The 23692-nt window shown below is 73.6% G+C and carries 23 protein-coding genes, 2 tRNA genes and 1 other RNA gene; 15 read left to right on the top strand and 11 right to left on the bottom strand.

Annotation, left to right across the window (positions count from 1 at the left end; all coding sequences use genetic code 11):
- Positions 1–2: 2 nt before the first annotated feature.
- Both eccB and ACILQ5_RS03895 read left to right on the top strand, forming a co-directional pair.
- Positions 3–1433, top strand: a complete 1431-nt coding sequence (eccB, locus tag ACILQ5_RS03900) for a type VII secretion protein EccB (protein WP_395656654.1) — start codon at positions 3–5, stop codon at positions 1431–1433.
- Positions 1424–2668 carry a S8 family serine peptidase gene (locus ACILQ5_RS03895; RefSeq protein WP_395656653.1) on the top strand — a complete coding sequence of 415 codons (1245 nt, stop codon included), beginning with the start codon at positions 1424–1426 and terminating at the stop codon, positions 2666–2668. Before eccB ends, ACILQ5_RS03895 begins: the two co-directional genes overlap by 10 nt.
- A 6-nt stretch (positions 2669–2674) precedes the next feature.
- Here ACILQ5_RS03895 and ACILQ5_RS03890 read toward each other — a convergent pair whose 3' ends face one another.
- The 3 genes from ACILQ5_RS03890 to ACILQ5_RS03880 form a co-directional block, all read right to left on the bottom strand.
- Positions 2675–3910: a hypothetical protein gene (locus ACILQ5_RS03890; protein WP_395656652.1), complete on the bottom strand. Its 1236-nt coding sequence runs from the start codon at positions 3908–3910 to the stop codon at positions 2675–2677.
- Positions 3900–4403, bottom strand: coding sequence for a SigE family RNA polymerase sigma factor (locus ACILQ5_RS03885; protein WP_395656651.1), 504 nt, complete (start codon positions 4401–4403; stop codon positions 3900–3902). The genes ACILQ5_RS03890 and ACILQ5_RS03885 overlap by 11 nt, the downstream gene beginning before the upstream one ends.
- Positions 4404–4580: 177 nt before the next feature.
- A tRNA-Ser gene (locus tag ACILQ5_RS03880) sits at positions 4581–4668 on the bottom strand.
- Positions 4669–4758: 90 nt separating this feature from the next.
- Here ACILQ5_RS03880 and ffs point away from each other — a divergent pair.
- From ffs to ACILQ5_RS03845, 7 genes are all read left to right on the top strand, one after another.
- Positions 4759–4849, top strand: an RNA gene (gene ffs / locus ACILQ5_RS03875) — signal recognition particle sRNA small type.
- Positions 4850–4939: 90 nt separating this feature from the next.
- The gene (locus ACILQ5_RS03870) at positions 4940–6997 is read left to right on the top strand and encodes a DNA polymerase III subunit gamma and tau (RefSeq protein ID WP_395656650.1); all 2058 of its coding nucleotides are present in this window, start codon (positions 4940–4942) and stop codon (positions 6995–6997) included.
- A gap of 34 nt (positions 6998–7031) precedes the next feature.
- On the top strand, positions 7032–7406 hold the full coding sequence (locus ACILQ5_RS03865) for a YbaB/EbfC family nucleoid-associated protein (protein WP_395656649.1): 375 nt from the start codon (positions 7032–7034) through the stop codon (positions 7404–7406).
- Positions 7407–8006 (top strand): recombination mediator RecR, encoded by a 600-nt coding sequence (gene recR, locus ACILQ5_RS03860; RefSeq protein WP_395656648.1) that lies wholly within the window; start codon positions 7407–7409, stop codon positions 8004–8006.
- Positions 7999–8604: a DUF5063 domain-containing protein gene (locus tag ACILQ5_RS03855; protein ID WP_395656647.1), complete on the top strand. Its 606-nt coding sequence runs from the start codon at positions 7999–8001 to the stop codon at positions 8602–8604. The genes recR and ACILQ5_RS03855 overlap by 8 nt, the downstream gene beginning before the upstream one ends.
- 43 nt (positions 8605–8647) lie before the next feature.
- Positions 8648–9922 (top strand): aspartate kinase, encoded by a 1275-nt coding sequence (locus tag ACILQ5_RS03850; protein WP_395656646.1) that lies wholly within the window; start codon positions 8648–8650, stop codon positions 9920–9922.
- A gap of 2 nt (positions 9923–9924) precedes the next feature.
- A complete protein-coding gene (locus tag ACILQ5_RS03845; protein ID WP_395656645.1) occupies positions 9925–10965 on the top strand; it encodes an aspartate-semialdehyde dehydrogenase in 1041 nt (346 codons plus the stop codon).
- A gap of 10 nt (positions 10966–10975) precedes the next feature.
- Here ACILQ5_RS03845 and ACILQ5_RS03840 read toward each other — a convergent pair whose 3' ends face one another.
- From ACILQ5_RS03840 to ACILQ5_RS03830, 3 genes are all read right to left on the bottom strand, one after another.
- Entirely contained in the window at positions 10976–11674 is a 699-nt protein-coding gene (locus tag ACILQ5_RS03840; RefSeq protein ID WP_395656644.1) for a hypothetical protein, read from the bottom strand.
- 79 nt (positions 11675–11753) lie between these two features.
- Positions 11754–11830 (bottom strand) — tRNA-Pro (locus ACILQ5_RS03835).
- A 64-nt stretch (positions 11831–11894) separates the two neighbouring features.
- Positions 11895–12845: a metallophosphoesterase gene (locus tag ACILQ5_RS03830; protein WP_395656643.1), complete on the bottom strand. Its 951-nt coding sequence runs from the start codon at positions 12843–12845 to the stop codon at positions 11895–11897.
- A gap of 36 nt (positions 12846–12881) precedes the next feature.
- On the opposite strand from ACILQ5_RS03830, the gene ACILQ5_RS03825 reads away from it, so the two are divergent.
- Entirely contained in the window at positions 12882–13343 is a 462-nt protein-coding gene (locus ACILQ5_RS03825; RefSeq protein WP_395656642.1) for a GatB/YqeY domain-containing protein, read from the top strand.
- Between the two features lie 43 nt (positions 13344–13386).
- Here the strand turns inward: ACILQ5_RS03825 and ACILQ5_RS03820 are convergent, their stop codons facing one another.
- The gene (locus ACILQ5_RS03820) at positions 13387–15780 is read right to left on the bottom strand and encodes a transglycosylase domain-containing protein (RefSeq protein ID WP_395656641.1); all 2394 of its coding nucleotides are present in this window, start codon (positions 15778–15780) and stop codon (positions 13387–13389) included.
- 251 nt (positions 15781–16031) lie between these two features.
- Here ACILQ5_RS03820 and ACILQ5_RS03815 point away from each other — a divergent pair, with 251 nt between their 5' ends.
- Entirely contained in the window at positions 16032–16316 is a 285-nt protein-coding gene (locus ACILQ5_RS03815) for a WhiB family transcriptional regulator (RefSeq protein ID WP_395656640.1), read from the top strand.
- Positions 16317–16340: 24 nt separating this feature from the next.
- Here the strand turns inward: ACILQ5_RS03815 and ACILQ5_RS03810 are convergent, their stop codons facing one another.
- Genes ACILQ5_RS03810 through ACILQ5_RS03800 form a run of 3 tightly spaced genes read right to left on the bottom strand, consistent with a single transcriptional unit; the run spans position 16341 to position 19345 of the window.
- On the bottom strand, positions 16341–17549 hold the full coding sequence (locus tag ACILQ5_RS03810) for an ArsA family ATPase (RefSeq protein ID WP_395656639.1): 1209 nt from the start codon (positions 17547–17549) through the stop codon (positions 16341–16343).
- Between the two features lie 8 nt (positions 17550–17557).
- Positions 17558–18565, bottom strand: a complete 1008-nt coding sequence (locus ACILQ5_RS03805; RefSeq protein ID WP_395656638.1) for an ArsA-related P-loop ATPase — start codon at positions 18563–18565, stop codon at positions 17558–17560.
- 21 nt (positions 18566–18586) lie between these two features.
- Entirely contained in the window at positions 18587–19345 is a 759-nt protein-coding gene (locus ACILQ5_RS03800) for an IclR family transcriptional regulator (protein WP_395656637.1), read from the bottom strand.
- Positions 19346–19448: 103 nt separating this feature from the next.
- Between ACILQ5_RS03800 and ACILQ5_RS03795 the strand changes: the two genes are divergently transcribed.
- The 4 genes from ACILQ5_RS03795 to ACILQ5_RS03780 all read left to right on the top strand — a co-directional run bounded on the left by ACILQ5_RS03795 (position 19449) and on the right by ACILQ5_RS03780 (position 22330).
- Positions 19449–20243, top strand: coding sequence for a CoA transferase subunit A (locus ACILQ5_RS03795; RefSeq protein ID WP_395656636.1), 795 nt, complete (start codon positions 19449–19451; stop codon positions 20241–20243).
- 1 nt (position 20244) lies between these two features.
- Positions 20245–20886, top strand: coding sequence for a 3-oxoacid CoA-transferase subunit B (locus tag ACILQ5_RS03790; protein ID WP_395656635.1), 642 nt, complete (start codon positions 20245–20247; stop codon positions 20884–20886).
- Positions 20886–21653: an SDR family oxidoreductase gene (locus ACILQ5_RS03785; RefSeq protein ID WP_395656634.1), complete on the top strand. Its 768-nt coding sequence runs from the start codon at positions 20886–20888 to the stop codon at positions 21651–21653. The genes ACILQ5_RS03790 and ACILQ5_RS03785 overlap by 1 nt, the downstream gene beginning before the upstream one ends.
- Before the next feature lie 62 nt (positions 21654–21715).
- Complete coding sequence (locus tag ACILQ5_RS03780) at positions 21716–22330, top strand: dihydrofolate reductase family protein (protein ID WP_395656633.1); 615 nt, start codon at positions 21716–21718, stop codon at positions 22328–22330.
- Here ACILQ5_RS03780 and ACILQ5_RS03775 read toward each other — a convergent pair.
- Positions 22312–23652: an MFS transporter gene (locus tag ACILQ5_RS03775; protein ID WP_395656632.1), complete on the bottom strand. Its 1341-nt coding sequence runs from the start codon at positions 23650–23652 to the stop codon at positions 22312–22314. The genes ACILQ5_RS03780 and ACILQ5_RS03775 overlap by 19 nt on opposite strands.
- Between the last annotated feature and the right edge of the window lie 40 nt (positions 23653–23692).

Below are 23692 nucleotides of genomic sequence, written 5' to 3'. Positions count from 1 at the left end.
GCTTGGCCACCAAGAAGGACCTCGTCGAGGCGTACTCGTTCAGCCGGCGCCGGCTGGTGACCGCGTTCGTCTCCGGTGCACCGGGCGGGCGCGAGGTGGAGCCGGCGCGTCCGGGCCGCACGATCGTCGGGGGCGTCGCGCTGGCGGTCCTGCTCGCCGCGGGGGCGGCGATCGCGGGCGTCTTCGCGCCGCGCACCCCCGACGACTGGAACCAGCCGGGCCTGATCATCTCCAAGGAGACCGGCGCGGCGTACGTCATCCTCGAGGCCGACCAGGACGAGCTCCGGCCGGTCATCAACACGACGTCGGCGAAGCTGATCCTCGGCGACGACGCCGAGCCGACCCTGATCTCGCAGGACACGATCGACGGCCAGCAGATCGGCGACGACATCGGGATCTTCGGTGCCCCGGCGAGCGTGCCGACCGCGTCGCTGCTCATCGACACCGGGTGGACGGCGTGCACGGCCGACGAGCACGGCATCCGGGTGCGGGTCGCCGAGTCGCCCGACGTGACCGCCGCGCCCGGGCAGGGCCTGACCGTGGTGAACGACGGGCAGTACTACGTCGTCGCGCAGTCCGACCCGGCCGGACCGGGCGCCGGCGGCTTCTACGTCTACCCCGTTCCCGAGCAGACGGCCCCCGGCGTCGACCAGACCGACAACCTCCTCCAGCAGCTGCAGCTCGCACCGACCGGCAACGCGGTGCGGGTGCCGCGCGAGTGGATCGACCTGTTCCCGGTCGGTGCGCCGCTGGACTGGAGCGCCTTCGACCTCGACGGGTTCGGCGACGCCCCGGACGTCCCGCTGCCCGGTGACGCGGCCCGGGCGAAGGTCGGGGACGTCCTCGAGACCGCGGACGGCACCTACCGCCTCGTCACCCGCTCCGGGCCGGTGCAGCTCCCGGACTTCGCGGCCCAGGTCTACCTCGACGTCGTGCTGCCCGGCGGCGAGGTCGCCCGCCCGATCGAGGTCAGCAGCGCCCCGGCGGTGCGCAGCGGCGACGACACCTTCCTCACCGACACGCACTGGCCCGCCGACCTGCCCGACGCCCTCGCCACAGACCCCTGCGCCCGGCTGACCGCCGAGCGCGGGGAGGCGCCGGTCGCCGAGCTGGCGAGCCCGGGCGACTCGTCGGCGGTCGGCAGCCTCGGCAAGGACGAGAAGGACCCGGTGGTCGACCCCGGCCGGGGCGCCGTCGTGCTCTCGGGGGGCTGGTCCGGCGTGGCGGCCGGCGCGGCGCCGTACCTCGTCGACGCGAAGGGCCGCGCCGACCCGCTGGCCGGCTCCGAGGCCGCGTCCCTGTTGGGGTACGCCGACGTCCCGGTGCCGGTCGTCCCCGACAGCTGGCTGGAGCTGTTCCGGTGCGGCGTGGTGCTCTCGCAGGAGGCGGCGCTGCAGCCGCCCACCGAGCCGGAGGGCTCGGGGTGCGGCTGACCGCGCTGGCGCTCGCCCTGGTCGCGGGGAGCGCCCTGGTCGGTGGCGTGGCCGCACCCGCGGCCGCGGAGAACCCGCTGTGCAGCAGCGTGAGCGCCGACTCGGCCCCCGACACGGTGACCTTCGACAGCGGGCCGCTCGCCCAGCTCGACGTGCGGCGGGCCCAGCTCCTCGTCGAGCGGACCGCGCCGGCCGGGCCGCCGGTGCGGGTCGCGGTGCTGGACTCGGGCGTCGCCGGCCCGCACGTGCCGGTGGTCGCCCGGCACTCGGTGACCGGACGCACCGCGGTGACCTACTACCACGGCACCGCGGTCGCCGGGCTCGTCGCCGGTGACCCGCGCGAGGACGGCACCGCCGTCGGCATCGCGCCGCAGGCGGAGGTCGTCGACGTCAAGGTCTACGACGGGGAGGACGCCGAGGACGGTGAGACGCTCACACCGGACCGGCTGGCCGCGGGGCTGGAGTGGGTGGCCGCGCACGCCCGGGAGCTGCGGATCAAGGTGGCCAACGTGTCATTGGCCGTCGACCCGTCGCCACGGCTGGAGCGGGCGGTCCGTGCGGTCCGCCGGGCCCACGTGGTGCTGGTGGCGGCGGCCGGCAACCGGCCGGAGGAGGGCGCACCCTTCGACGAGGACTTCGCGGACGAGAAGGCCGGCCCGGGCGAGGACGCGGCCGGGATCCTCTACCCGACCAGCTACCCCGGGGTGGTCAGCGTGTCGTCGACCGCCGACGGGTCGGGTGCGACCGACGTGACGCAGTTCGTCGTCGAGAACAGCCGCACCACGGTCGCCGTACCGACCTTCGACGCGGTGTCCTACGGGCTCGACGGCCGGCCGTGCGTGCTCGAGCCGCTGGCCACCTCGTGGGCGGCGGCCGAGGTGAGCGGGGTGCTCGCCCTGCTGTGGCAGCGCTACCCCGACGAGAACGACGCGCAGGTCGTCGCGCGGCTGGTCGGCACGGCCAACGGGACGACCGACCTGCGGTCCCCGCTGGTCGGTGCCGGCGTGGTGCAACCGCTGGAGGCGCTGACCCGGCCGCTCGACCCGTCCCGGAGCGGCGAGGTCGAGCGGACCGTCGCCACCTCGCGCGGCTCGACGACCGCCACCGCGCCCGAGCCGCCCGACGACCTGCTCGCCGCCACCCGGGACGACGCCGTCTGGTGGGGCCTGATCGGCGGTGGCGTCCTCGTCGTCGCCCTGCTGCTGCGGCCGGTGCTGGCCCGGCGGCGGTCCTGACACCGGTCAGCCCTCGTCCGGGATCTCGACCTCCCAGGCGTGCGAGGTCGTCTGCACCCGCTTCACCTCGGCGTGCTCCTGCCCGGCGGCCGGGACGTAGCCCCCGAACGCGAGGAGGGTGCGTCCGGCGAGGAGGAGACCGGGGGAGGTGAGGGTCGGCTCGGGAGGCTCGACGTCCGTGAACGAGCCGTCGGCGTCGTCGTACACCGTGCTGTTGGAGAAGACCAGCGGTCCGTCGGCGGGCGGCCGGCCGCCGTCCCACAGCGTCGTCGGGTGGTCGAGGGGCAGCCACGGGAGCGCCGACCAGGTCCCGGTGCCCGGGTCGAGGGCCGCGGACTGCGTCTCGGACTCGTCGGAGGTCACCCAGCCCGACACCACCCGGTCGCCGGTCCAGTGCCAGAAGGAGCCGCGGAGGTCGGTCGGCGGGTAGGTGGTCCAGCGCGAACCGTCCCACCGGGCCGCGCTCGCCGCGTCCAGCCCGTCGCCCATGGCGACGAGCCCGGCGGGCGTCGACACGAGGGTGCGCAGCACCCCGTCGGGGAGGTCGGGACCGGGCGGGAGCGCGGACCAGGTCTCGGTGCCCGGGTCGAGCACCTGGACCGGGTCGTGCGCGCCACCCCGGTCGTTGACGTCCAGGAGGTAGACCAGGCCGTCCTGCGTGGCCATGGTCGCGAGCGGGACCTGCTGCGGCGGGGCCGGCAGTCGGCGCCAACGGTCCTGGTCGAGGTCGTAGGCGAGCAGGTCGCCGTCGTGGGCGACGACGAGCGTGCGACCGGCGAGGGCGGTGGCGTCGTCGCCGGAGCCGGCGAGGTCCTCCGGAGCCGGTGCGATCGCGCGCCAGCTGTCGGCTGCCGGGTCGTACGCCGCCCCGTCCGCCAGGGTCGTCGGTGGCCGGCCGGGCCCGACGCTCGTGGCGTCGAGGCCACCGATCACGAGGGCCTCCTCGCCGGTCCACACCGTGAGCGGGAGGTAGCGCGGCGAGAGCGGCAGGTCCGCGATCCGGTGCCAGCGCGGCGCCCCGTCCGCCGGGGCCTCGGACCGGGGGTGGTGGGACCGACCGAGCATCGCCGTACCGCCGAGGACGAGCGCGGTCACCACGGCGACCGCCGGCAGCGTCACGAGGGCGACCCGGCGCCGGTGCCGTCGGCGTGCCGAGCGGGCGACGGCCTCGCCGTCCAGGCCGACCGGCGGGTACGGCGTCACGGCGTGCATCAGCTCGCGGACCTGGTCCTCAACGGCCATCACGGGCCTCCTCTCCCAGTGCCTCGGCGAGGCCGGGCGTTCGTCGGAGCTGTTCGAGACCGCGGGAGGCGTGCGACTTGACCGTCCCGACCGAGCAACCGAGGGCGTCGGCGGCCTCCTGGACCGAGAGGTCCTCGAAGTACCGCAGCACCAGCACCGCCCGCTGCCGCGGCGGCAGGGTGGCGAGCGCCGCGAGCAGGGCGAGCCTCAGGTCGGTCCGCTCGGAGCCGGTCGCCTGCTCGGGCACCGACGCCGTCGGGACCTCGCCGGTCCAGCGCCGCCGGCGCCAGGAGAGGTAGGTCGTCAGCATCACCCGACGCACGTAGGCCTCGGGGTGCTCGACCCCGCGGCCCCACCGCGGCCACGACTTCTCCAGCGAGACCTGGACCAGGTCCTGGGCGAGGTGCCAGTCGCCGGTCAGCAGCCAGGCGGCCCGGATCAGGACGGGCGACCGCTCGCTCACGAACTGCGCGAACTGCTCCGCGTCCCGCACGCCTGCCCCCTTCGTCGGCCTCACCAGTATCGGAGCGCCTGGGGTGCCGCGATGGTTGAGGCCGCCGTCGCCGGGATGTCATGCGATCCGGTCGCGGGGGCAGCCACGTCGGATGACGTCCCGGGGCCGCACGCACGAACGGCGCCGCTGCCTGAGCTGCGACGCCGTCCGACGGTGTGGCGGAGGTAGGGGGATTCGAACCCCCGAGGGCGTTAACCCAACCCGCTTTCCAAGCGAGCGCCATAGGCCACTAGGCGATACCTCCGCCGAGGAGGGTACCGGTCGGCGGCGGGGCCGACGAAATCGGCCGGGCTCGCTTTGGAGGCGCGCGGGCGGCTCACCTACACTCGTCGCCAACCCCCCGTGTGGCGGCATCTTGCCCAACTCCCCCAGGGCCGGAAGGCAGCAAGGGTAAGCGAGCTCTGTCGGGTGCGCGGGGGGCCTTTTCATGCCCGGGTGCCTCGCCCGGCCGCCCGTCGCCCGCCGCCGGGGACCGGCCGCTACCCCCTGTCGGCACCGCTGGTTAGGGTCTAGGCGTGGAGTCACCGCTCGCGCTGTACCGCCGCTACCGGCCTGAGACGTTCGCCGAGGTCATCGGGCAGGACCACGTCACGGCGCCGCTGCGGTCCGCGCTGGCGAACAACCGCGTCAACCACGCCTACCTCTTCTCCGGCCCGCGCGGCTGCGGCAAGACCACCAGCGCCCGGATCCTGGCCCGGGCGCTGAACTGCGAGCAGGCCCCGGTGGCCGATCCCTGCGGGGAGTGCGACAGCTGCCGCGACCTGGCGCGCGGCGGCCCGGGGTCGATCGACGTCATCGAGATCGACGCGGCCTCGCACGGTGGTGTCGACGACGCCCGCGACCTGCGCGAGAAGGCGTTCTTCGCGCCGGTGCGCAGCAAGTACAAGGTCTACATCATCGATGAGGCCCACATGGTCACGACGCAGGGCTTCAACGCCCTGCTCAAGCTCGTCGAGGAGCCGCCGCCCCACCTGCGCTTCATCTTCGCCACCACCGAGCCCGACAAGGTGCTGCCGACGATCCGCTCGCGGACCCACCACTACCCCTTCCGGCTGATCCCGCCGCGCCTGCTCTCGCAGTACCTCGGCGAGCTCTGCGAGAAGGAGGGCGTCACCATCGAGCCGGCCGCGCTGCCGCTGCTGGTCCGCGCGGGCGCCGGCTCGGCGCGCGACACCCTCTCCGTGCTCGACCAGCTGCTCGGCGGCGCCGGCCCGGGCGGGGTGACCCACGAGCTCGCGACCGGGCTGCTCGGCTACACCCCCGACACCCTCCTCGACGAGGTCGTCGACGCGTTCGCCGCCGGCGACGCGGCCGCCGTCTTCGGCGTGGTCGACAAGGTGATCGAGACCGGGCAGGACCCGCGCCGCTTCACCGAGGACCTGCTGCGCCGGCTCCGCGACCTGGTCATCGTCGCCGCCGTCCCCGACGCCCCGGCGACCGGCCTGATCGACGTCTCCGAGGACCAGGGCGAGCGGCTGGTGGCCCAGGCCGCGCGGTTCGGCTCGGCCGAGCTGAGCCGGGCCGCCGACATCGCCGCCGCCGGCCTCACCGAGATGCGCGGCGCGACGGCCCCGCGGATGCTCCTCGAGCTCCTCTGCGCGCGGATCCTGCTGCCGGGCGCCGACCACGCGACCGACGGTGTGCTCGCCCGGCTCGACCGGCTCGAGAAGCGGCTCACGATCACCGGTACGCCGAGCACGACCGTGGCCCCCGCGGCCCCCGTGCCGCCGGCCCAGGACCGCCCGGTGCCGCCGCCCTCGCGTCCGGACGCCCCGGAGCCCGAGCCCGCCGTCCAGCCGGTCGTCCGCGAGGCCGTCCGTGAGGTCGTCCCGGCGCCGGTCGAGCCGGTCGCCGAGGCCGCCCCCGAGCCACAGGCCGCCCCCGAGCCCGCCCCGGACCCGGTCGCCGAGCAGGTCCCGACCCCGGTCGCCGAGCAGGTCCCGACCCCGGTCGCCGAGGCGGCACCGGAAGCCCCACCGGCAGCCGCGGCGCCGGCGAGCGGGGGGCTCTCCCTGGTCGAGGTGCGGCGCCTGTGGCCCGACATCGTCGACGCGACGAAGTCGCGACGCCGGCTGGCCTGGATGCACCTGACCCAGAACTGCCAGGTGGTCGCGGTCGACGCCACCACCCTCACGCTCGGGTTCGCGAACGCCGGGGCCCGCGACTCCTTCGTCAGCGGCGGCTGCGGCGACGTGCTGCACCAGGCGGCGGTCGACGTCGTCGGTGCGAGCTGGACGATCGAGACCATCGTGGACCCGAGCGCGCAGGCCGAGGGCACCCCCACCGTGACCCGTCCCGCGGCGACCGCCCCGGAGCCGCCCGCCGAGCCGGACCCCGCCCCGGCCCCGCCGCGCGAGGAGCCGACCCCGGAGTCGGTGCGGGCCGCCCGCGAGGCGATCCAGCAGACCCGCACGGCCGACAGCCCGCGGGTCGAGACCGGACCCGACTGGGCGGCCGCCGACGCCGACGCCGACCCCGACGACCTCGACGCCGAGCACCAGGGCATGAGCAGCGCCGAGCTGCTCCAGCGCGAGCTCGGCGCCCAGATGATCGAGGAGATCCGCCACCAGTGACACCAGCAGCGACGCCATCAACGAGAGGTGCCCGATGACCCAGAACCCCTTCGATGCCCTGGGCGGTGGAGGCTTCGACATGAACGCCCTGCTGCAGCAGGCGCAGCAGATGCAGGAGCAGCTGCAGAGCGCCCAGCAGCAGCTGGCCGAGACCGTCGTCGACGGGACCGTCGCCGGCGGCGCGGTGACCGTGCAGGTCAACGGCATCGGCGAGCTGGTCGGGGTCGAGATCCGCGCGGGTGGCTTCGACGGCAGCGACACCGACGACCTCTCCGACCTCGGCGACATGATCGTCGCGGCCTACCGCGACGCCAAGGCCCAGGCCGACGCCCTCGCCGGCGAGGCGCTCGGCCCGCTCGCGGGCGGTGGTCCGGAGCTCCCCGGCACCGCCGGGCAGCTGGGGTTCTAGTTGTACGAAGGAGTCGTCCAGGACCTGATCGACGAGCTCGGGCGGCTGCCCGGCGTCGGTCCCAAGGGTGCACAGCGGATCGCGTTCCACCTGCTGCAGGCCGACCCCGTCGACGTACGCCGGCTCGCCGAGGTGCTCGTCGAGGTCAAGGCCAAGGTGAAGTTCTGCACGACCTGCTTCAACGTCTCCGAGGACGAGCAGTGCCGGATCTGCCGGGACCCGCGCCGCGACCCGACCGTGCTCTGCGTGGTCGAGGAGTACAAGGACGTCGTCGCGATCGAGCGCACCCGTGAGTTCCGCGGCCGCTACCACGTGCTCGGCGGCGCGATCTCGCCGATCGACGGGATCGGGCCCGACCAGCTGCGCATCCGCGAGCTCATGGTCCGCCTCGCCGACGGCACCATCACCGAGGTGATCCTGGCCACCGACCCCAACCTCGAGGGCGAGGCGACGGCGACGTACCTCACCCGGATGCTCAAGCCGCTGGGGTTGCGCGTGACCCGGCTGGCGAGTGGACTGCCCGTAGGTGGCGACCTGGAGTACGCCGACGAGGTGACCCTGGGCCGCGCGTTCGCAGGAAGGCGATCTGCAGATGACTGACGTGACCCCGACGGTCCCGCTCGACGCGGAGACCGAGGAGTTCGCCCACCAGATCGCCGATCAGGTGGAGAGCTTCCTGATCGCGCTCCAGGCGATCGCCCGCGAGAACGACGGCGGCCGGGCGATCTCCCTGCTGCTGCTCGAGATCAGCCAGGTGCTGCTCGCCGGCGCGCGGCTCGGTGCCCAGCGTGACTTCACGCCGATCGCGGAGTACCAGCCCGACGTCGGGCCGGAGCCGGACATCGACGAGATGCGGCTGCGGCTGGCCGACATGCTCGGGTCGGTCGACACCTACAGCTACGTGTTCGACCCCTACGTCCCCGAGATGGTCGAGGGCCAGCTGTCCGACGACCTGACCAGCATCGCCACCGACCTGGAGAACGGGCTGCGCCACTTCCGGCTCGGCAACCTCGCGGAGGCGCTGTGGTGGTGGCAGTTCTCCTACGTGTCCTCGTGGGGCAACCTGGCGGGAGCGGCCCTCAACGCGCTGCTCTCGGTCGTCGCGCACGACCGGCTCGACGCCGACATCGACGGCGAGGAGGAGCAGCTGGCCGCCGCCGATGAGATGCTCGAGGGCGAGGACCCGGACGCTCGGTAGACTCGGCCACTGCGAAGCAGTCGAGCTGGGTAGGGGCCACACCGTGGGCATTGTCGTGCAGAAGTACGGCGGATCGTCCGTCGCCGACGCCGCCGGGATCAAGCGGGTGGCCCAGCGGATCGTCAACACGCGCAAGCGCGGGCACGACGTCGTCGTCGTGGTCTCGGCGATGGGCGACACCACCGACGAGCTGCGCGACCTCGCCGAGCAGGTGACGCCGCTGCCACCGCCGCGCGAGCTCGACATGCTGCTGACCGCCGGTGAGCGGATCTCGATGGCGCTGGTCGCGATGGCGATCGCCCAGCTCGGGCACAAGGCCCAGTCCTTCACCGGGTCGCAGGCCGGCGTCATCACCGACTCCGCGCACGGCAAGGCGAAGATCATCGACATCACGCCCGGTCGGATCGAGGCGGCCATCCAGGGTGGGGCGATCGCGATCGTCGCGGGATTCCAGGGCGTCTCCCAGGACACCAAGGACGTCACGACCCTGGGCCGCGGCGCCTCCGACACGACGGCGGTGGCACTGGCGGCGGCGCTGGGCGCCGAGGTCTGCGAGATCTACAGCGACGTCGACGGCGTCTTCACCGCCGACCCCCGGATCGTCCCCGCCGCGCGCAAGCTCGACCGCGTCTCCACCGAGGAGATGCTCGAGATGGCCGCGTCCGGCGCGAAGATCCTGCACCTGCGGTGCGTCGAGTACGCCCGCCGCTACGACATGCCGATCCACGTGCGCTCGTCCTTCTCCCAGAAGGAGGGCACCTGGGTCATCCCGGACAGCCAGGCAGGAGACGAACAGATGGAGCAGGCGATCATCGCCGGCGTCGCCCACGACCGGAGCGAGGCCAAGATCACCGTCGTCGGGGTGCCCGACAAGGTGGGCGAGGCGGCCCGCATCTTCGAGGCCCTGGCCGCCACCGAGATCAACATCGACATGGTGGTCCAGAACGTCTCGGCGGCCGCCACCGGGCTGACCGACATCTCGTTCACGCTGCCGCGCGCCGACGGCCAGACCGCGATGGGTGCGCTCGCCCGGATCCAGGACGAGGTCGGCTACGACAAGCTGCTCTACAACGACCAGATCGGCAAGGTCTCGCTGATCGGCGCCGGGATGCGCTCGCACCCCGGCATCACCGCGAAGTTCTTCGCCTCCCTCGCCTCCGCCGGCGTCAACATCGAGATGATCTCGACCTCCGAGATCCGGATCTCGGTGATCGTCGAGGAGGGTCGGGTCGACGACGCGGTGCGCGCGACGCACACCGCGTTCGACCTCGACGCCACCGAGGTCGAGGCGGTCGTCTACGGCGGGACCGGGCGGTAGCCATGACGCTGAACATCGGTGTCGTAGGAGCCACCGGACAGGTCGGCGTCGCCATGCGGCAGATCCTCGAGGAGCGCGGGTTCCCGGCCGGCGACGTGCGCTTCTTCGCCTCGTCCCGCTCGGCCGGCACCGTGCTGCCGTTCGCGGGGCGCGAGATCGTCGTCGAGGACGCCGCGACCGCCGACCCGAGCGGGCTCGACATCGCGCTCTTCTCCGCGGGCGCGACCACGTCGCGCGCGCTGGCGCCGGCCTTCGTCGAGGCCGGTGTGATCGTCGTCGACAACTCCAGCGCGTTCCGCAAGGACCCGCAGATCCCGCTGGTCGTCTCCGAGGTCAACCCCGAGGCGGCCGCCGGCGTGCTGGCCGCCGGGCGCGGCATCATCGCCAACCCGAACTGCACCACGATGGCCGCGATGCCGGTGCTCAAGCCGCTGCACGACGAGGCCGGCCTGGTGCGGCTGATCGCGTCGACGTACCAGGCGGTGTCCGGCTCGGGCGTCGCCGGCGTCGACGAGCTCGCCACCCAGGTCGCGGCCGCCGGTGACAAGGCCCGCGAGCTGGCGTACGACGGCGAGGCGGTCGCGTTCCCGGAGCCCGAGAAGTACGCCCGGACGATCGCCTACAACGTGCTGCCGCTGGCGGGCTCGATCGTCGACGACGGCCTGAACGAGACCGACGAGGAGCAGAAGCTCCGCCACGAGTCGCGCAAGATCCTCGGCATCCCCGACCTCCGGGTCTCGGGCATCTGCGTCCGGGTCCCGGTCTTCACCGGGCACTCGCTCGCGATCAACGCCGAGTTCGAGCGGCCCATGACGCCGCAGCGGGCCGCCGAGCTGCTGGCGGCCGCGCCGGGCGTCGAGCTCGCCGACATCCCCACGCCGCTCCAGGCGGCCGGCAAGGACCCGTCCTACGTCGGTCGGATCCGGCAGGACCCCGGCGTCGACGGCGACCGCGGCCTCGCGCTCTTCGTCTCCAACGACAACCTGCGCAAGGGCGCCGCGCTCAACACCGTGCAGATCGCCGAGCTGCTGCTCGCCCGCTGACGCCGCCCGCTCAGTCGCGAGCCGGCTCGATGAAGGTGCTCGTCACCCAGTGCGCGAGCGCGAACGCGCCCGCGCAGATCGCCGGGACGACCAGCACCATCGAGCGGTCGAGCAGGTGGTCGACGAGCACGAGGAGGGCGACGACCACGGCCAGGCCGACGCCGAGGAAGCTGGTCGTGCCCGGGTCGACGACGCGGGCGAGGCGCAGCAGCAGGGCGCCGACGAACACCATGATCACCAGGATCAGGGCGAGCAGCGGGTAGCCGGCGCCGCCGCAGGACGAGGTGCCCTGCACGCCCTCGCAGGAGCGCAGCGAGGCCCAGGTCAGCCCGACGATCCCCAGGCCCACGACGAGCCCGCTGACGACCGCGGCGAGCGTGCCGCCGGGCCCGCGCTCGCGTCGCGCGCGGCGCGCGGGTGCCGGTGGGGGCTCCAGGGCCGAGGCCGGGGGCGGGGCCGGGGCCGGTACGGCGGTCGGCCGGTCGAGCGGCGCGTCGACCAGCACCGGCCGGGTCGGCTCGGGCTCGGGCCGCGGCGGGGTGTCCACGGGGACGTCCTCCCGGCGGTCCGCCAGGACGTCGGTGCCGGAGTCCCGCACGTCGGGCGAGTCAGCCGGCGGGTCGGCCGGCGGTGGCGCGCTCGCCCGCCGGCGCCGCCACCCGAGCTTGGGGAGCTCCAGCGACGGGTGCTCCTTCTCCGGGTCCGCCATGTCCGGGAGTGTGCCACGCGGACCGCCTCCGGAAACGGGTCAGGGCCCGGATCCGCACACGGATCCGGGCCCTGCCACGTGGTCGGGCTGACAGGATTTGAACCTGCGGCCTCCTCGTCCCGAACGAGGCGCGCTACCAAGCTGCGCCACAGCCCGATCGGCCCACCGGAGCGGGCCGTGGGCAACCATACCGGAGCCCGGTCGGGGCCCTGAAATCGGATCAGTCCTGGCGGACACCGCCGGTCGCGACCAGGGTCAGCAGGGTCGCCTCGGGCCGGCACGCGACCCGGATCCGCGCGTACGGGCTGGTGCCGAGCCCGGCCGAGACGTGCAGCCAAGACGAGCCGGGCTCTCCGGGGCGCGAGGTCGCGGGATGGCGGTGCAGGCCCTTGGCCCGCGCCGGCTCGAGGTCGCAGTTCGTGGTGAGCGCCCCGACCCCCGGCAGGCAGACCTGGCCGCCGTGGGTGTGGCCGGCCAGCACGGCGTCGTACCCGTCGGCGGCGAACTGGTCGAGCACCCGCAGGTACGGCGCGTGGGCGACGCCCAGGCGCAGGTCGGCGTCCGGGTCGGCCGGACCCGCCACGTCGTCGAGGCGGTCGTACTCCAGGTGCGGGTCGTCCACCCCGGCGAACGCGATGCGCACCCCCCGCACCTCGAGCGTCGTCCGGGTGTTGGTCAGGTCCACCCAGCCGGCGCCGGTGAACGACCGGCCCAGCTCGCGCCAGGGCAGCTGCGGGGTGTCGGTGTGGCGGGTGCCGTCGTCGGGGAGCAGGTACCGCAGCGGGTTGCGCAGCGTGGGCGAGTAGTAGTCGTTGGAGCCGAACACGAACACGCCCGGGGCGTCGAGGAGCTCGCCGTAGGCCTCCAGCACCACCGGCACCGAGTCCCGGTGCGCGATGTTGTCGCCGGTGTCGACGACCAGGTCCGGGCGGAGGCCGGCGAGCCCGCGCAGCCACGCCTGCTTTCGCCGCTGGCCCGGCGTCATGTGCACGTCGCTGAGGTGCAGCACCCGCAGGTCCGGGCTCCCGGCGGGCAGGACCGGCACGGTGACGCGGCGCAGCGTGTAGGCCCGGGCCTCGGCCGCCGCGTAGGCCGTCAGGGCGGCGCCGGTGACCGCCCCGGCTGTCGCGACACCGAGGAGAGCGCGCTGTGCGGGGGTCGGGGAGCTCACCCGCGCAAGGCTGCCACACCGGGCACAATGGCAACCATGAGCGACCTCAAGGACCGTCTGCGCGCCGACCTCACCACCGCGATGAAGAGCCGCGACGAGGTGCGCTCGTCGACCCTCCGCATGGTGCTCACGGCGATCACCAACGCCGAGGTCGCCGGCAAGTCCGCCCGCGAGCTGAGCGACGACGACATCATCGGGGTGCTCTCCAGCGAGGCGAAGAAGCGCCGCGAGGCGGTCACGGCGTTCACCGACGGTGGCCGCACCGAGATGGCCGCGAAGGAGGCCGCCGAGGCCGAGGTGATCGCCGAGTACCTGCCGGCGCAGCTGACCGACCAGGAGGTCGCCGACCTCGTCACCTCGGCGATCGCCCAGACCGGTGCCGCCGCCGAGGGCATGCGGGCGATGGGCAAGGTGATGGGCATGGTCCAGCCTCAGGTCCGCGGGCGCGCGGACGGTGGTGCCGTCGCGGCCGAGGTACGTCGGCAGCTCGGGGCCTGAGCCTCCGGTCGTCCGGTCGCGGCAGGCGGGTCAGCGGGCGTCGTCAGCGCCGGCCGCCACCGTGGCCACCGCCGTGGCCGCCGCCACCGCCGTTGCCACCGCCGTTACCGCCCGGCGACGGCGGGGGAGCCGGGGCGATGCCGTTGGACTCGTAGACGGTGATCACCGAGCCCGAGGGCACCGACGAGCCGCCCGACGGCGAGGTGTAGGCGACGGTCCCGGCCGCGTAGGTCGAGTTCACCGTGCCGCCGTTGATCGGCTTGAAGCCGGCCGACGTCAGGGTGCTCATCGCCTCGGAGAGCGACATGCCCGAGACGCTGGGGAGCGTGGTCGGGATGCCCTCGACCGCCTGGGCTGACGGCGCGGTGAAGTCCTCGTACTTGAGGTTGTCGTCGACCACGTGCATCGCCTCGGCCCACATCGGGCCGGCGAAGCCGGAGCCGGTCACCGAGTAGATGTAGGTGCCGTGGATGGTCTGGCCGGCCAGCGGGATCGGCCGCTGCCCGTCCTTGCTGGCACCGGCGATCATGGCGGCGGTAGCGATCTGGGGGGTGTAGCCCACGAACCACACGGCCTTGCCGTCCTGGGTGGTGCCGGTCTTGCCGGCCGACGGGACGCTCAGCCCGGTCCCACCGAGGTCGTAGCCGAAGCCGCCCGGCTCCTGGACCCCCCGCAGCACGTCGTTCACGGCGTCGGCGGTGGACTGCGGGAGCGCCTGCTGGCAGCTGTTCTCGTAGGTGCGGATCTCGGTGCCCTTGGCGTCGTCGATCGACGTGACCGGGTGGGAGTCGCAGTGCAGGCCGCGAGCGCCGAACGTCGCGTAGGCCTCGGCCATCTCCAACGGGCTGGCGTTGGCGATGCCGAGGGTGAACGTCGGGACCCGCTCGGCGCCGTAGCCGTGCGAGTCGCCGGCCGGGTCGGTCAGCTGGACCCCGAGCTTGCGTGCGATCTCGAACGGCTTGCACACGCCGGTGACCCGCTCGAGCATCGCGTAGAAGGTGTTCACCGACTCCCGGGTGCCCCGGTAGACGTCCATCGGGCCCGACGAGGTGGAGCTCGACACGGTCCACTCACCGGCGAAGTTGCCGGCGTCGGGGCAGTTGGCGAACTCGCTCTGGTCGAGCGTCATGGTCTGCGGTGCGTTGAAGGTGGTGCTCAGCGGCACGCCCTCGTTGACCGCGGCCGCCAGCACGAAGGGCTTGAACGTGGAGCCGGCCTGGAACCCGGCCGAGTCGCCGTACTCCGTCGGGACGGTGTAGTTCAGGAAGGTCTGGCCGTCCGCCTCCTCCCGGCCCATCGGCCGGGACTGCGCCAGGGCACGCACCGCGCCGGTGCCGGGCTCGACCATCGCGAGCGCCCCGACGGCCTGGTCCCGTTGTGCGACGTGGTCGCGCACGGCCTGGTCGGCCGCGGCCTGGTCGGCCATGTTCAGCGTCGTGTGGATGATCAGGCCACCGGACTTGAGCGTCTTCTTGCGCTCCTCGACCGTCTCGCCGAGCCGCGGGTCGTGCAGCAGCCAGTTGATGGCGTAGTCGCAGAAGAACGGCGCCCGCGAGTTCAGGCAGCCGTTCTTCGCCGGGACGACGTGCAGGCCCAGCTTCATCTTCTTGGTCTGCTCGGCCTTGGCGTGGCTGATCACGTTGAGCTGGGCCATCCGGTCCAGGACGACGTTGCGACGCTCGAGCGCGGCGTCGGGGGAGTTCGTGGGGTCGTAGCCGGTCGGGTTCTTCACGAGCCCGGCCAGCATCGCCGACTGCCGCAGGTCGAGGTTCTTGGCGTTGGTGTTGAAGTAGTGCCGGGCGGCGGACTGGATGCCGTAGGTGCCGTCACCGAAGTAGGCGATGTTGAGGTAGCGCTCGAGGATCCAGTCCTTGGAGTGCTGCTGCTCGAAGGCGATGGCGTAGCGGAGCTCGCGCAGCTTGCGGGCGTAGGTGTCGTCGGTCGCCGCCGCGCGCTCGGCCTTGGTGTCGGCCTGGGTCAGCAGGGTCATCTTGACCATCTGCTGGGTGATCGACGAGCCGCCCTGGACCACGCCGTTGTTGGCCTGGTTGGTGACGAGCGCGCGGAGCGTGCCCTTCAGGTCGAGGGCGCCGTGCTGGTAGAAGCGGTAGTCCTCGATCGCGATGATCGACTTGACCATGGTGCGCGAGACCTGGTCCAGCGAGACGTTGACCCGGTTCTCGTCGTAGAGGGTGGCGATCACGTTGCCGTCGGCGTCGAGGACCTTGGTCTTCTGCGGCAGCGGGTCGGTCTCGAGCTCGGCCGGCAGGTTGTCCATCGCCGCGGCCACGTGGCGGGCACCGACGCCGAGGACGCCGGCGAACGGGATGACCAGTCCGGCCACCACGACGCCCATCACGGCCGCTACGGTGATCATCACCCCCAGGTGGGAGGCCACGCGAGCGGCGGAGGGGCGGTCGCTGCGCGGGCGTGACATGCCGTCCAGAGTACGGGAGCACACCCACCCGGGCCCAAGTCCGCGGGCCCCCGCGGGCGCCGGGGCGTGCCGTGATCGACGTCACCCGGTTCCAGATGGCACGGACGGACTAGTCATTTCGGGCTATGCGGATTGGGCCGGTTGTGTCTGCCCCCCGGGGTGAGGGGTCTTTACCTTCGTAGGTGAGGGGAGTCATCCCGGGTAGGCGTCATGGGGACGCCGCCTATCTCGGACGGATGTGGGGACATCTCATGTGGGTTGATGATTGGGCGCCTGCGGCCGCGTGCCGCGAAGCGCATCCGGACCAGCTGTTCGTGCGCGGGGCGGAGCAGAACAAGGCCAAGCAGCTGTGCGCCGGGTGCCCGGTACGCACCGAGTGCCTCGCCGAAGCCCTCGACAACCAGATCGAGTGGGGGGTCTGGGGCGGCATGACCGAGCGCGAGCGTCGTGCGCTCCTGCGTCGCCGCCCGAACGCCTCCTGGCGCGCGGTCCTCGAGGCCGCCCGCGACCAGACCGCCAAGACCGTCCCGGTCTAGCAGGGACGCGTCAGCGGACCGACGTCAGCCCTGGGCCAGCAGCTCACCGATCCGGCGCAGGCCGGCGAGGTCGTGCACGTCGCCGGGCAGCGCTGGGACCACCGCGGTGGGCACCTGCGGGTGCGCCGCGGCGAACCGGGAGCGCAGCAGCGCCTCCCGCTCGACGACGCGCGTCTGGTCGGCGTGCAGCCGCAGCAGCCCCGCGGTCAGCGAGGTGGGGTCCGCGGTCCGCAGGCGGACGGACGCGGCCATCGCCTCGTCCGCCGAGAGGGTGCCGGCGGGCACCGGGCTGGCCCGGTTCACGATCAGCCCCGCGAGCGGCATGTCGTCCTCGCCGAGCCGCTCGACGAAGTACGCCGCCTCGCGCAGCGCGTCCGGCTCCGGCGCCGCGACGACGAGGAACGCCGTCTTGTCGGCCTGGAGCAGCTCGAAGGTCTTCTGGGCGCGCTGCCGGAACCCGCCGAAGAGGGTGTCGAAGGCGGACACGAAGGTCTGCATGTCCCGCAGCACCTGGGTGCCCAGGATCTTGTTGAGCGCGCTGGTGACCAGTCCCAGGCCGGCGGTCATCATCCGGGCCGGACCACGGGCGGGCGTCAGCAGCAGCCGGATGAACCGGCCGTCGAGGAAGCTCGACAGCCGCTCGGGCGCGTCGAGGAAGTCCAGCGCCGAGCGCGAGGGCGGGGTGTCGACGACGATCAGGTCGTAGGTCCCCTGCGCCTGCGCGTCGGCGTGGATCTGGCCGAGCTTCTCCATCGCCATGTACTCCTGGGTGCCGGCGAAGGAGCTCGAGAGCGCGATGTAGAACGGGTTGTCCAGGATCTGGCGGGCCTTCCCCGGGGCCGCCTGGCTCTCGACCACCTCGTCGAAGGTGCGCTTCATGTCGAGCATCATCGCGTCGAGGCTGCCGCCCCGCCGGCTGCCCTTGACGTTGGTGCGCAGCCCGGTCACCGGCCGGGGGGTGTTGTCGAGACGCTCGATGCCCATCGACTGGGCCAGCCGCCGGGCCGGGTCGATGGTGAGCACGACGACCTTGCGGCCCCGCTCGGCGGCGCGCAGCGCCAGGGCGGCGGACGTGGTCGTCTTCCCCACCCCGCCGGAGCCGCAGCACACGATGATGCCGGTGCTGCGGTCGTCGATCAGCGCGTCGACGTCCAGCGACGGCGCCGGACCGGGGCTGGTCGCCAGCGGGCCGACGCGGGGCCGGGAGGTCGTGCGGAAGGTGGAGGTGCTCATGGGGGTGTTCACGCAAGACCTTCCTTCTTGAGGATGGCGGCCAGCTCGTAGAGCCCGCCCAGGTCGACGCCGCCGGCGAGCCGCGGCAGCTCGTAGGTCGGCCGGCCGAGCTCGGCGACGACGGCGCGCTGGTCGTCCTCGAGGGCCCGGCGCTCGGCGTGGTCGCGGGCCTCGGAGACCAGCCCCTCGACCAGGCCCGCCCCCGGGTCGATGCCGGCGCTGCGGAGGTCGGCGGCGATCCGGGCGTCGTCGAGCCGGTCCTCGCGGGCGGCGTCCAGGTCGGCGGGGGAGACGTCGCGCGGGCGGACCTGGTTGACGATGACGGCTCCGACCGGGAGCCGGGCGCTCCGCAGCTCGGCGATGCCGTCCGCGGTCTCCTGCACCGGCATCTCCTCCAGCACCGTCACCAGGTGCACGGCCGTGCGTGGCGACCGGAACAGCGTCATCACGGTGTCGGCCTGGCTGCGGATGGGGCCGACCTTCGCGAGCCCGGCGAGCTCGTCGTTGACGTTGAGGAACTGCGCGATCCGCCCGGTCGGCGGCGCGTCGAGCACGACGGCGTCGTACCGGGTCGCGTTCTTGTTGCGGCTGTTGCGCTGCACCGCCTCGAAGACCTTGCCGGTCAGCAGGACGTCGCGTACGCCGGGCGCGATCGTGGTCGCGAACTCGATGACGCCGAAGCGGTCCAGCGCCCGGCCGGCGCGGCCGAGCTTGTAGTACATCGAGAGGTACTCCAGCAGCGCCGACTCGGGGTCGATGTGCAGCGCGTGCACGGCACCCGGCCGGAGACCGTCGTGGCGCAGGCCGGTGGCGATCCGGCGCTCGGCGTACGGCAGGGGGTCGACGTCGAACATCCGGGCGATGCCCTGCCGTCCCTCGACCTCGCAGAGCAGCACCTGCTGGCCCTGGGAGGCGAGCCCGAGCGCGAGGGCGGCGGCGACGGTCGACTTCCCCGTGCCGCCCTTGCCGGTGACGATGTGCAGCCGCAGGCGCGACCAGTCAGCGGGCTCCGTCATGACGACAGCGTATGGGGCCGGTCATCGCCGCCGTAGTGACGTCGTCAGCTCGTGGGCGGTGCGCAGGAGCAGCGGGCCGAGGTCACGGCGGCGGGGGGCGGTGAACCGCTGCTCGATCCCGGTCAGGCTCAGCGCCCACTGCGGCCGCTCGTCGGCGTCGAAGACCGCCGCCCCCATGCCCCAGCTGCCCTCCACGAGCAGTCCGGGGTTGAGCGCGAACCCGTCGGCCCGGGTCTGCGCGACGCGGGCGCGCACCGCCTCGGCGGCGTGCCGCTCGCCGTAGGCCGGGACGAGGTCGGTGCGGGCGAGGTAGGCGTCGACCTCGGCGTCGGTGAGGTAGGCGAGGACGGCCATCCCAGCCGACGCGACCCCGAGCGGGAACCGGATGCCCTCGTGCAGGACGTGCGAGCGGATCGGGAAGCTGCCGTCCTCGCGGACCAGGCAGACCGTCTCGTCGCCGCGCCGGGCGGAGAAGAACGCGCTCTCGCCGGTCGCCAGCGAGAGCTGGCGGACGAACGGCTGGGCGAGCTCGGTGACGTCGTACCGGCTCGTGGCGGCGGTGCCGAGGAGGTAGAGCTCCGGGCCGAGCAGCCAGCGGCCGTCGGCGGTCCGGTCGATCAGCCCCTCCCGGAGCAGGGAGCTCAGCAGGCGGTGGGCGGTGGGCCGGGCGAGCCCGGCTCCCCGGGCCACGTCGGAGGTCGTCGCGCCGCCGGGCTCGCGGGCGGAGACCGCGCGGAGGACGGCCCCGACCCGCCCGACGACGTCGCCCGGGGTGTCCATCCAGTGGACGCTACCGCAGACCAGCGTCCGCCTGGTGAGTGATCTGCGTCTGCTGGGTGGTCGGGCGTTGACCGGTTCCCGCCGGGCGGTCTTGGATCGAGGCATGGACAAGGTGGTGAGCTCGGCCGCCGAGGCGGTCGCGGACATCCCCGACGGCGCGACGCTGTCGGTGGGCGGATTCGGGCTGTGCGGCATCCCGTCGGTGCTGATCGCGGCGCTGCTGGAGGCGGGCACGACGGACCTGGAGGCGGTGTCGAACAACTGCGGCGTCGACGACTGGGGCCTGGGCCTGCTGCTGGGGCAGAAGCGGATCCGGCGGATGATCTCCTCCTACGTGGGGGAGAACAAGGAGTTCGCGCGGCAGTACCTCTCCGGTGAGCTGGAGGTCGAGCTGACCCCGCAGGGCACGCTGGCCGAGCGGATGCGGGCCGGGGGCAGCGGGATCCCGGCGTTCTTCACCGCGACCGGGGTCGGCACCCAGGTCGCCGACGGCGGGCTGCCGTGGCGCTACGACGACGCCGGCAACGTGGTGGTCTCCTCCCCGCCGAAGCAGACGCAGGTCTTCTCGACCCCGGGGCCCGACGGGGGGATGGTCGAGAAGGAGTTCGTGCTCGAGCACGCGATCGTGGCCGACTTCGGGCTGGTGCGGGCCTGGAAGGGCGACCGGCACGGCAACCTCGTCTACCGGGACTCGGCGCGCAACTTCAACCCGCTCGCGGCGATGTGCGGGCGGCTGACGGTCGCGGAGGTCGAGGAGCTGGTCGAGCCGGGCGAGCTGGACCCCAACGAGGTGCACACGCCGGGGGTGTTCGTGCAGCGGGTGGTGCCGCTGACCCCCGAGCAGGCGGCGGACAAGCGGATCGAGAAGCGGACCGTGCGTCCGAAGGAAGGTGCCTGAGATGGCGTGGTCGCGTGAGGAGATGGCGGCCCGGGCCGCCGCGGAGCTGCACGACGGGTCGTACGTGAACCTCGGGATCGGGCTGCCGACACTGGTGCCGAACTACGTCGGCGACGACGTGGAGCTGGTGCTGCAGTCGGAGAACGGGATCCTCGGCGTGGGTGCCTACCCGGTCGACGGCGAGGAGGACCCGGACCTGATCAACGCCGGCAAGGAGACCGTCACGCTGCGCCGCGGTGCGTCGTTCTTCGACTCCGCGACGTCCTTCGGGATGATCCGCGGCGGCAAGATCGACGCCGCGATCCTGGGCGCGATGCAGGTCTCGAAGACCGGTGACATCGCGAACTGGATGATCCCGGGGAAGATGGTCAAGGGCATGGGCGGCGCGATGGACCTGGTCCACGGCGCGAAGAAGGTGATCGTGCTGATGGAGCACGTCGCCCGCGACGGCTCCTACAAGGTGGTCGAGGAGTGCTCGCTGCCCTACACCGGCCGCGGGGTCGTGCAGCGGATCATCACCGACCTCTGCGTCCTCGACGTCATCCCCGCATCCGAGGGCGGCGGCCTGAGGCTGGTCGAGCTCGCCCCCGGCGTCACCGAGGACGAGGTCCGCGAGAAGACCGAGCCGGCCCTCACACGCTGATGCGGACCGCCGTCGCCGGAGGCACCGGGCTGGTCGGTCGGCTCGTCGTCGAGGCGGCCCGCGAGCGCGGCCACGAGGTGGTCGTGCTGGCTCGCTCCGAGGGCGTCGACCTGACGACCGGCGCCGGCCTGGCGGACCGCCTGACCGGGGTGGACGCCGTCGTCGACGTCACCAACCGCGGGACCCAGAAGCGGAGCGAGGCCGAGGCGTTCTTCGGATCCGTCACCCGGGCCCTGCTCGCGGCCGGGTCGGAGGCCGGCGTCGGCCACCACGTCGCGCTCTCCATCGTCGGGATCGACGACGTGGACACCGGCTACTACGCGGGGAAGCGGCTCCAGGAACGGCTGCTCGCCGAGCAGGGGACCCGGCAGCCGCCGGTGCCGTGGTCGGTGCTGCGCGCCACCCAGTTCCACGAGTTCGCCCTCCAGGTGCTGCACTTCGCGACCGTCGGCCGGTTCTCCCTGGTCCCGCGGATGCTCAGCCAGCCGGTCGCCGCCCGCGAGGTGGCCCAGGCGCTGGTCGCCCGCGCCGAGGCCGGCCCGGTCGGCCGGGCGCCGGACCTCGCCGGCCCCGAGGTGCACCAGGTGGTCGACCTCGCCCGTCGGGTGTCCCGCGCGCGGGACCTCGGGCGCCGGGTGGTGCCGGTGCGGGTGCCGGGTCGGGCCGGCAGGGCGATGCGCTCGGGGGCGCTGACGCCGACCGGTGCCGGTCCGCGCGGCCGGGTGACGTTCGACGAGTGGCTGGCCGGGCTGTCCGGCGGCCGATGAGTCGCGGCCGCCGTACCGGTCCTAGCTGCTGACACCGGTCGGCACGTCTCGAGGAGGACGCCATGAGCAGGGTCGTCACTGGCAGGGTCATCGCCACGATCACCACGTCCGTGGACGGGTACGTCACCGGGCCCGGCGACGGTCCCGGGCAGGGCCTGGGCCGGGGCGGTGAGCGGCTGCACTACTGGGTGATGGGCGGCCCGTGGACCTACGAGGGGGAGCACTCGTTCGCGATGAGCGAGGCCGACCGGGCGTTCTACGACCCGCTGGTCGAGCGGATCGGCGGCGGCGTCGTCGGCCGCGGGATGTACGACGCGGCCGGCGCCTGGGGCGGCACGAACCCGTTCCCCGGCACGCTCGTGGTGCTGACCCACCGGCTCGACGACCAGCCCGACCCGGCCACCGGCTTCCACTTCGTGGAGGGCTTCGACCACGCCCTCGCCTGCGCTCGTGAGGTGGCCGGAGGCAAGGACGTCGCGCTCAGCGGCGGTGCCGACCTGATCCGTCAGGGTCTGCGCGCCGGCGTCGTCGACGAGCTGGTGATCTCGACCGCCCCGGTGGTCCTGGGCGCCGGCAAGCGGCTCTTCGAGGGGTTCGACCAGGACGTCGACCTGCGGATCCGCTCGGTGCACCCCGCCGAGTGGGCGGTGCACACGACCTACGACGTGGTGCGGTAGCCGCCGGGGCGCTCCGTGCGCGCCGCGACCAGGAGGCCGAGCGCCGCCACGACGGTCGCGAGCACGGTGACCGCGACGAACGGGTCGGCGTCCGCGCGCTCGGCGGCGGCGAAGACGACGCCCGCGACCGCCAGGGCGAGCGCCGCCCCGAGCGAGTCGGCGATCGAGAGCGCCGAGGAGTTGAAGCCGCGGTCGGCGTCGTCGGACGCCGCGAGCATCGCCACGCTGGTACGGGGGTAGCCGAAGCCCATGCCGGCGCCGCTGACGACGTACGACGCCATCACCAGCGGCCAGACCGGGTGGGACCACACCGCCAGCGCGAAGCCGGCGGTGCCGAGCAGGAGCAGCGCGCTGCCCCAGCGCATGGCGGCCACGTCCGAGACCCGCTCGCCGAGGCGGGACTGCACCTGGCTGGCGGTCGCCCACGTGACGCCGACCGCGGTGAGCGCGAGGCCGGCCGTGCCCGGCGAGAGGCCCCAGCGCTCCTGGAGGACGAAGACGATGTAGGCCTCGGAGCAGAAGAACGCCGCGCTCATCAGCCCACGGGTGCCGATCACGGCGGGCAGGCCGCGCCGGCCGGTCAGGGTGCCGGCCGGGACCAGGCGGCTGAGGGCCAGCAGCACGACCACCACAGCGAGCGGCACCGAGCCGAGGGCCAGCACGGCGGCCGCCGCGACGACGGCCCAGGCCATCCGCCCGCGGGGCGCGGGTGCGCCGCCGGTCGGTGGGGCCAGGTGGCGCAGCGCGGGCGCGACCAGGGCCGCCGCGGCGACCACGAGGACCACCGCGCCGAGGAACACCCACCGCCAGCCGAGCGCGTGGGCGACGTACGCCGCGAGGGCGGGGCCGAACAGGGAGGGCAGCACCCAGGCCGCGGCGAAGCTCGCGAACACCGCGGGCTGGAGGGTGGCCGGGAAGACCAGCCCGACGACGACGTACAGGCCGACGGTGAGGGCGCCGCCGCCGAGGCCCTGGAGGACCCGCCCCGCCACCAGGACCTCCATCGACGGAGCGGTGCCGCAGACGACGAGGCCGAAGGCGAAGAGCGCCAGGGCCACCGTGAGCGGAGCGACCGGGCCGCGCCGGTCGCTCCACGCGCCCGACGCCACCATGCCGACCACCCCGCTCGCCAGCGGGGCGGCGAAGGAGAGCGCGTAGAGGCCGACCCCGTCGAGCCGGTCCGCGACCGTGGGCATGACCGTGGTGACCGCGGTCGCCTCGAACGCCACGGAGGCGCAGAGCGCGAACATGCCGATCGTCGTCGCGGCGTACGCCGGCGAGAGCAGCCGGGTGCGCGGCGGGATCGGGGCGGTGACGGTCACGAGGAGACGGTAGGAGTTCAAGTCAGGTTGAGGTCAATTC

The organism is Nocardioides sp. (assembly GCF_044226305.1).
GTDB lineage: Bacteria > Actinomycetota > Actinomycetes > Propionibacteriales > Nocardioidaceae > Nocardioides.
This window is presented reverse-complemented; position numbering and strand designations above follow the sequence as displayed.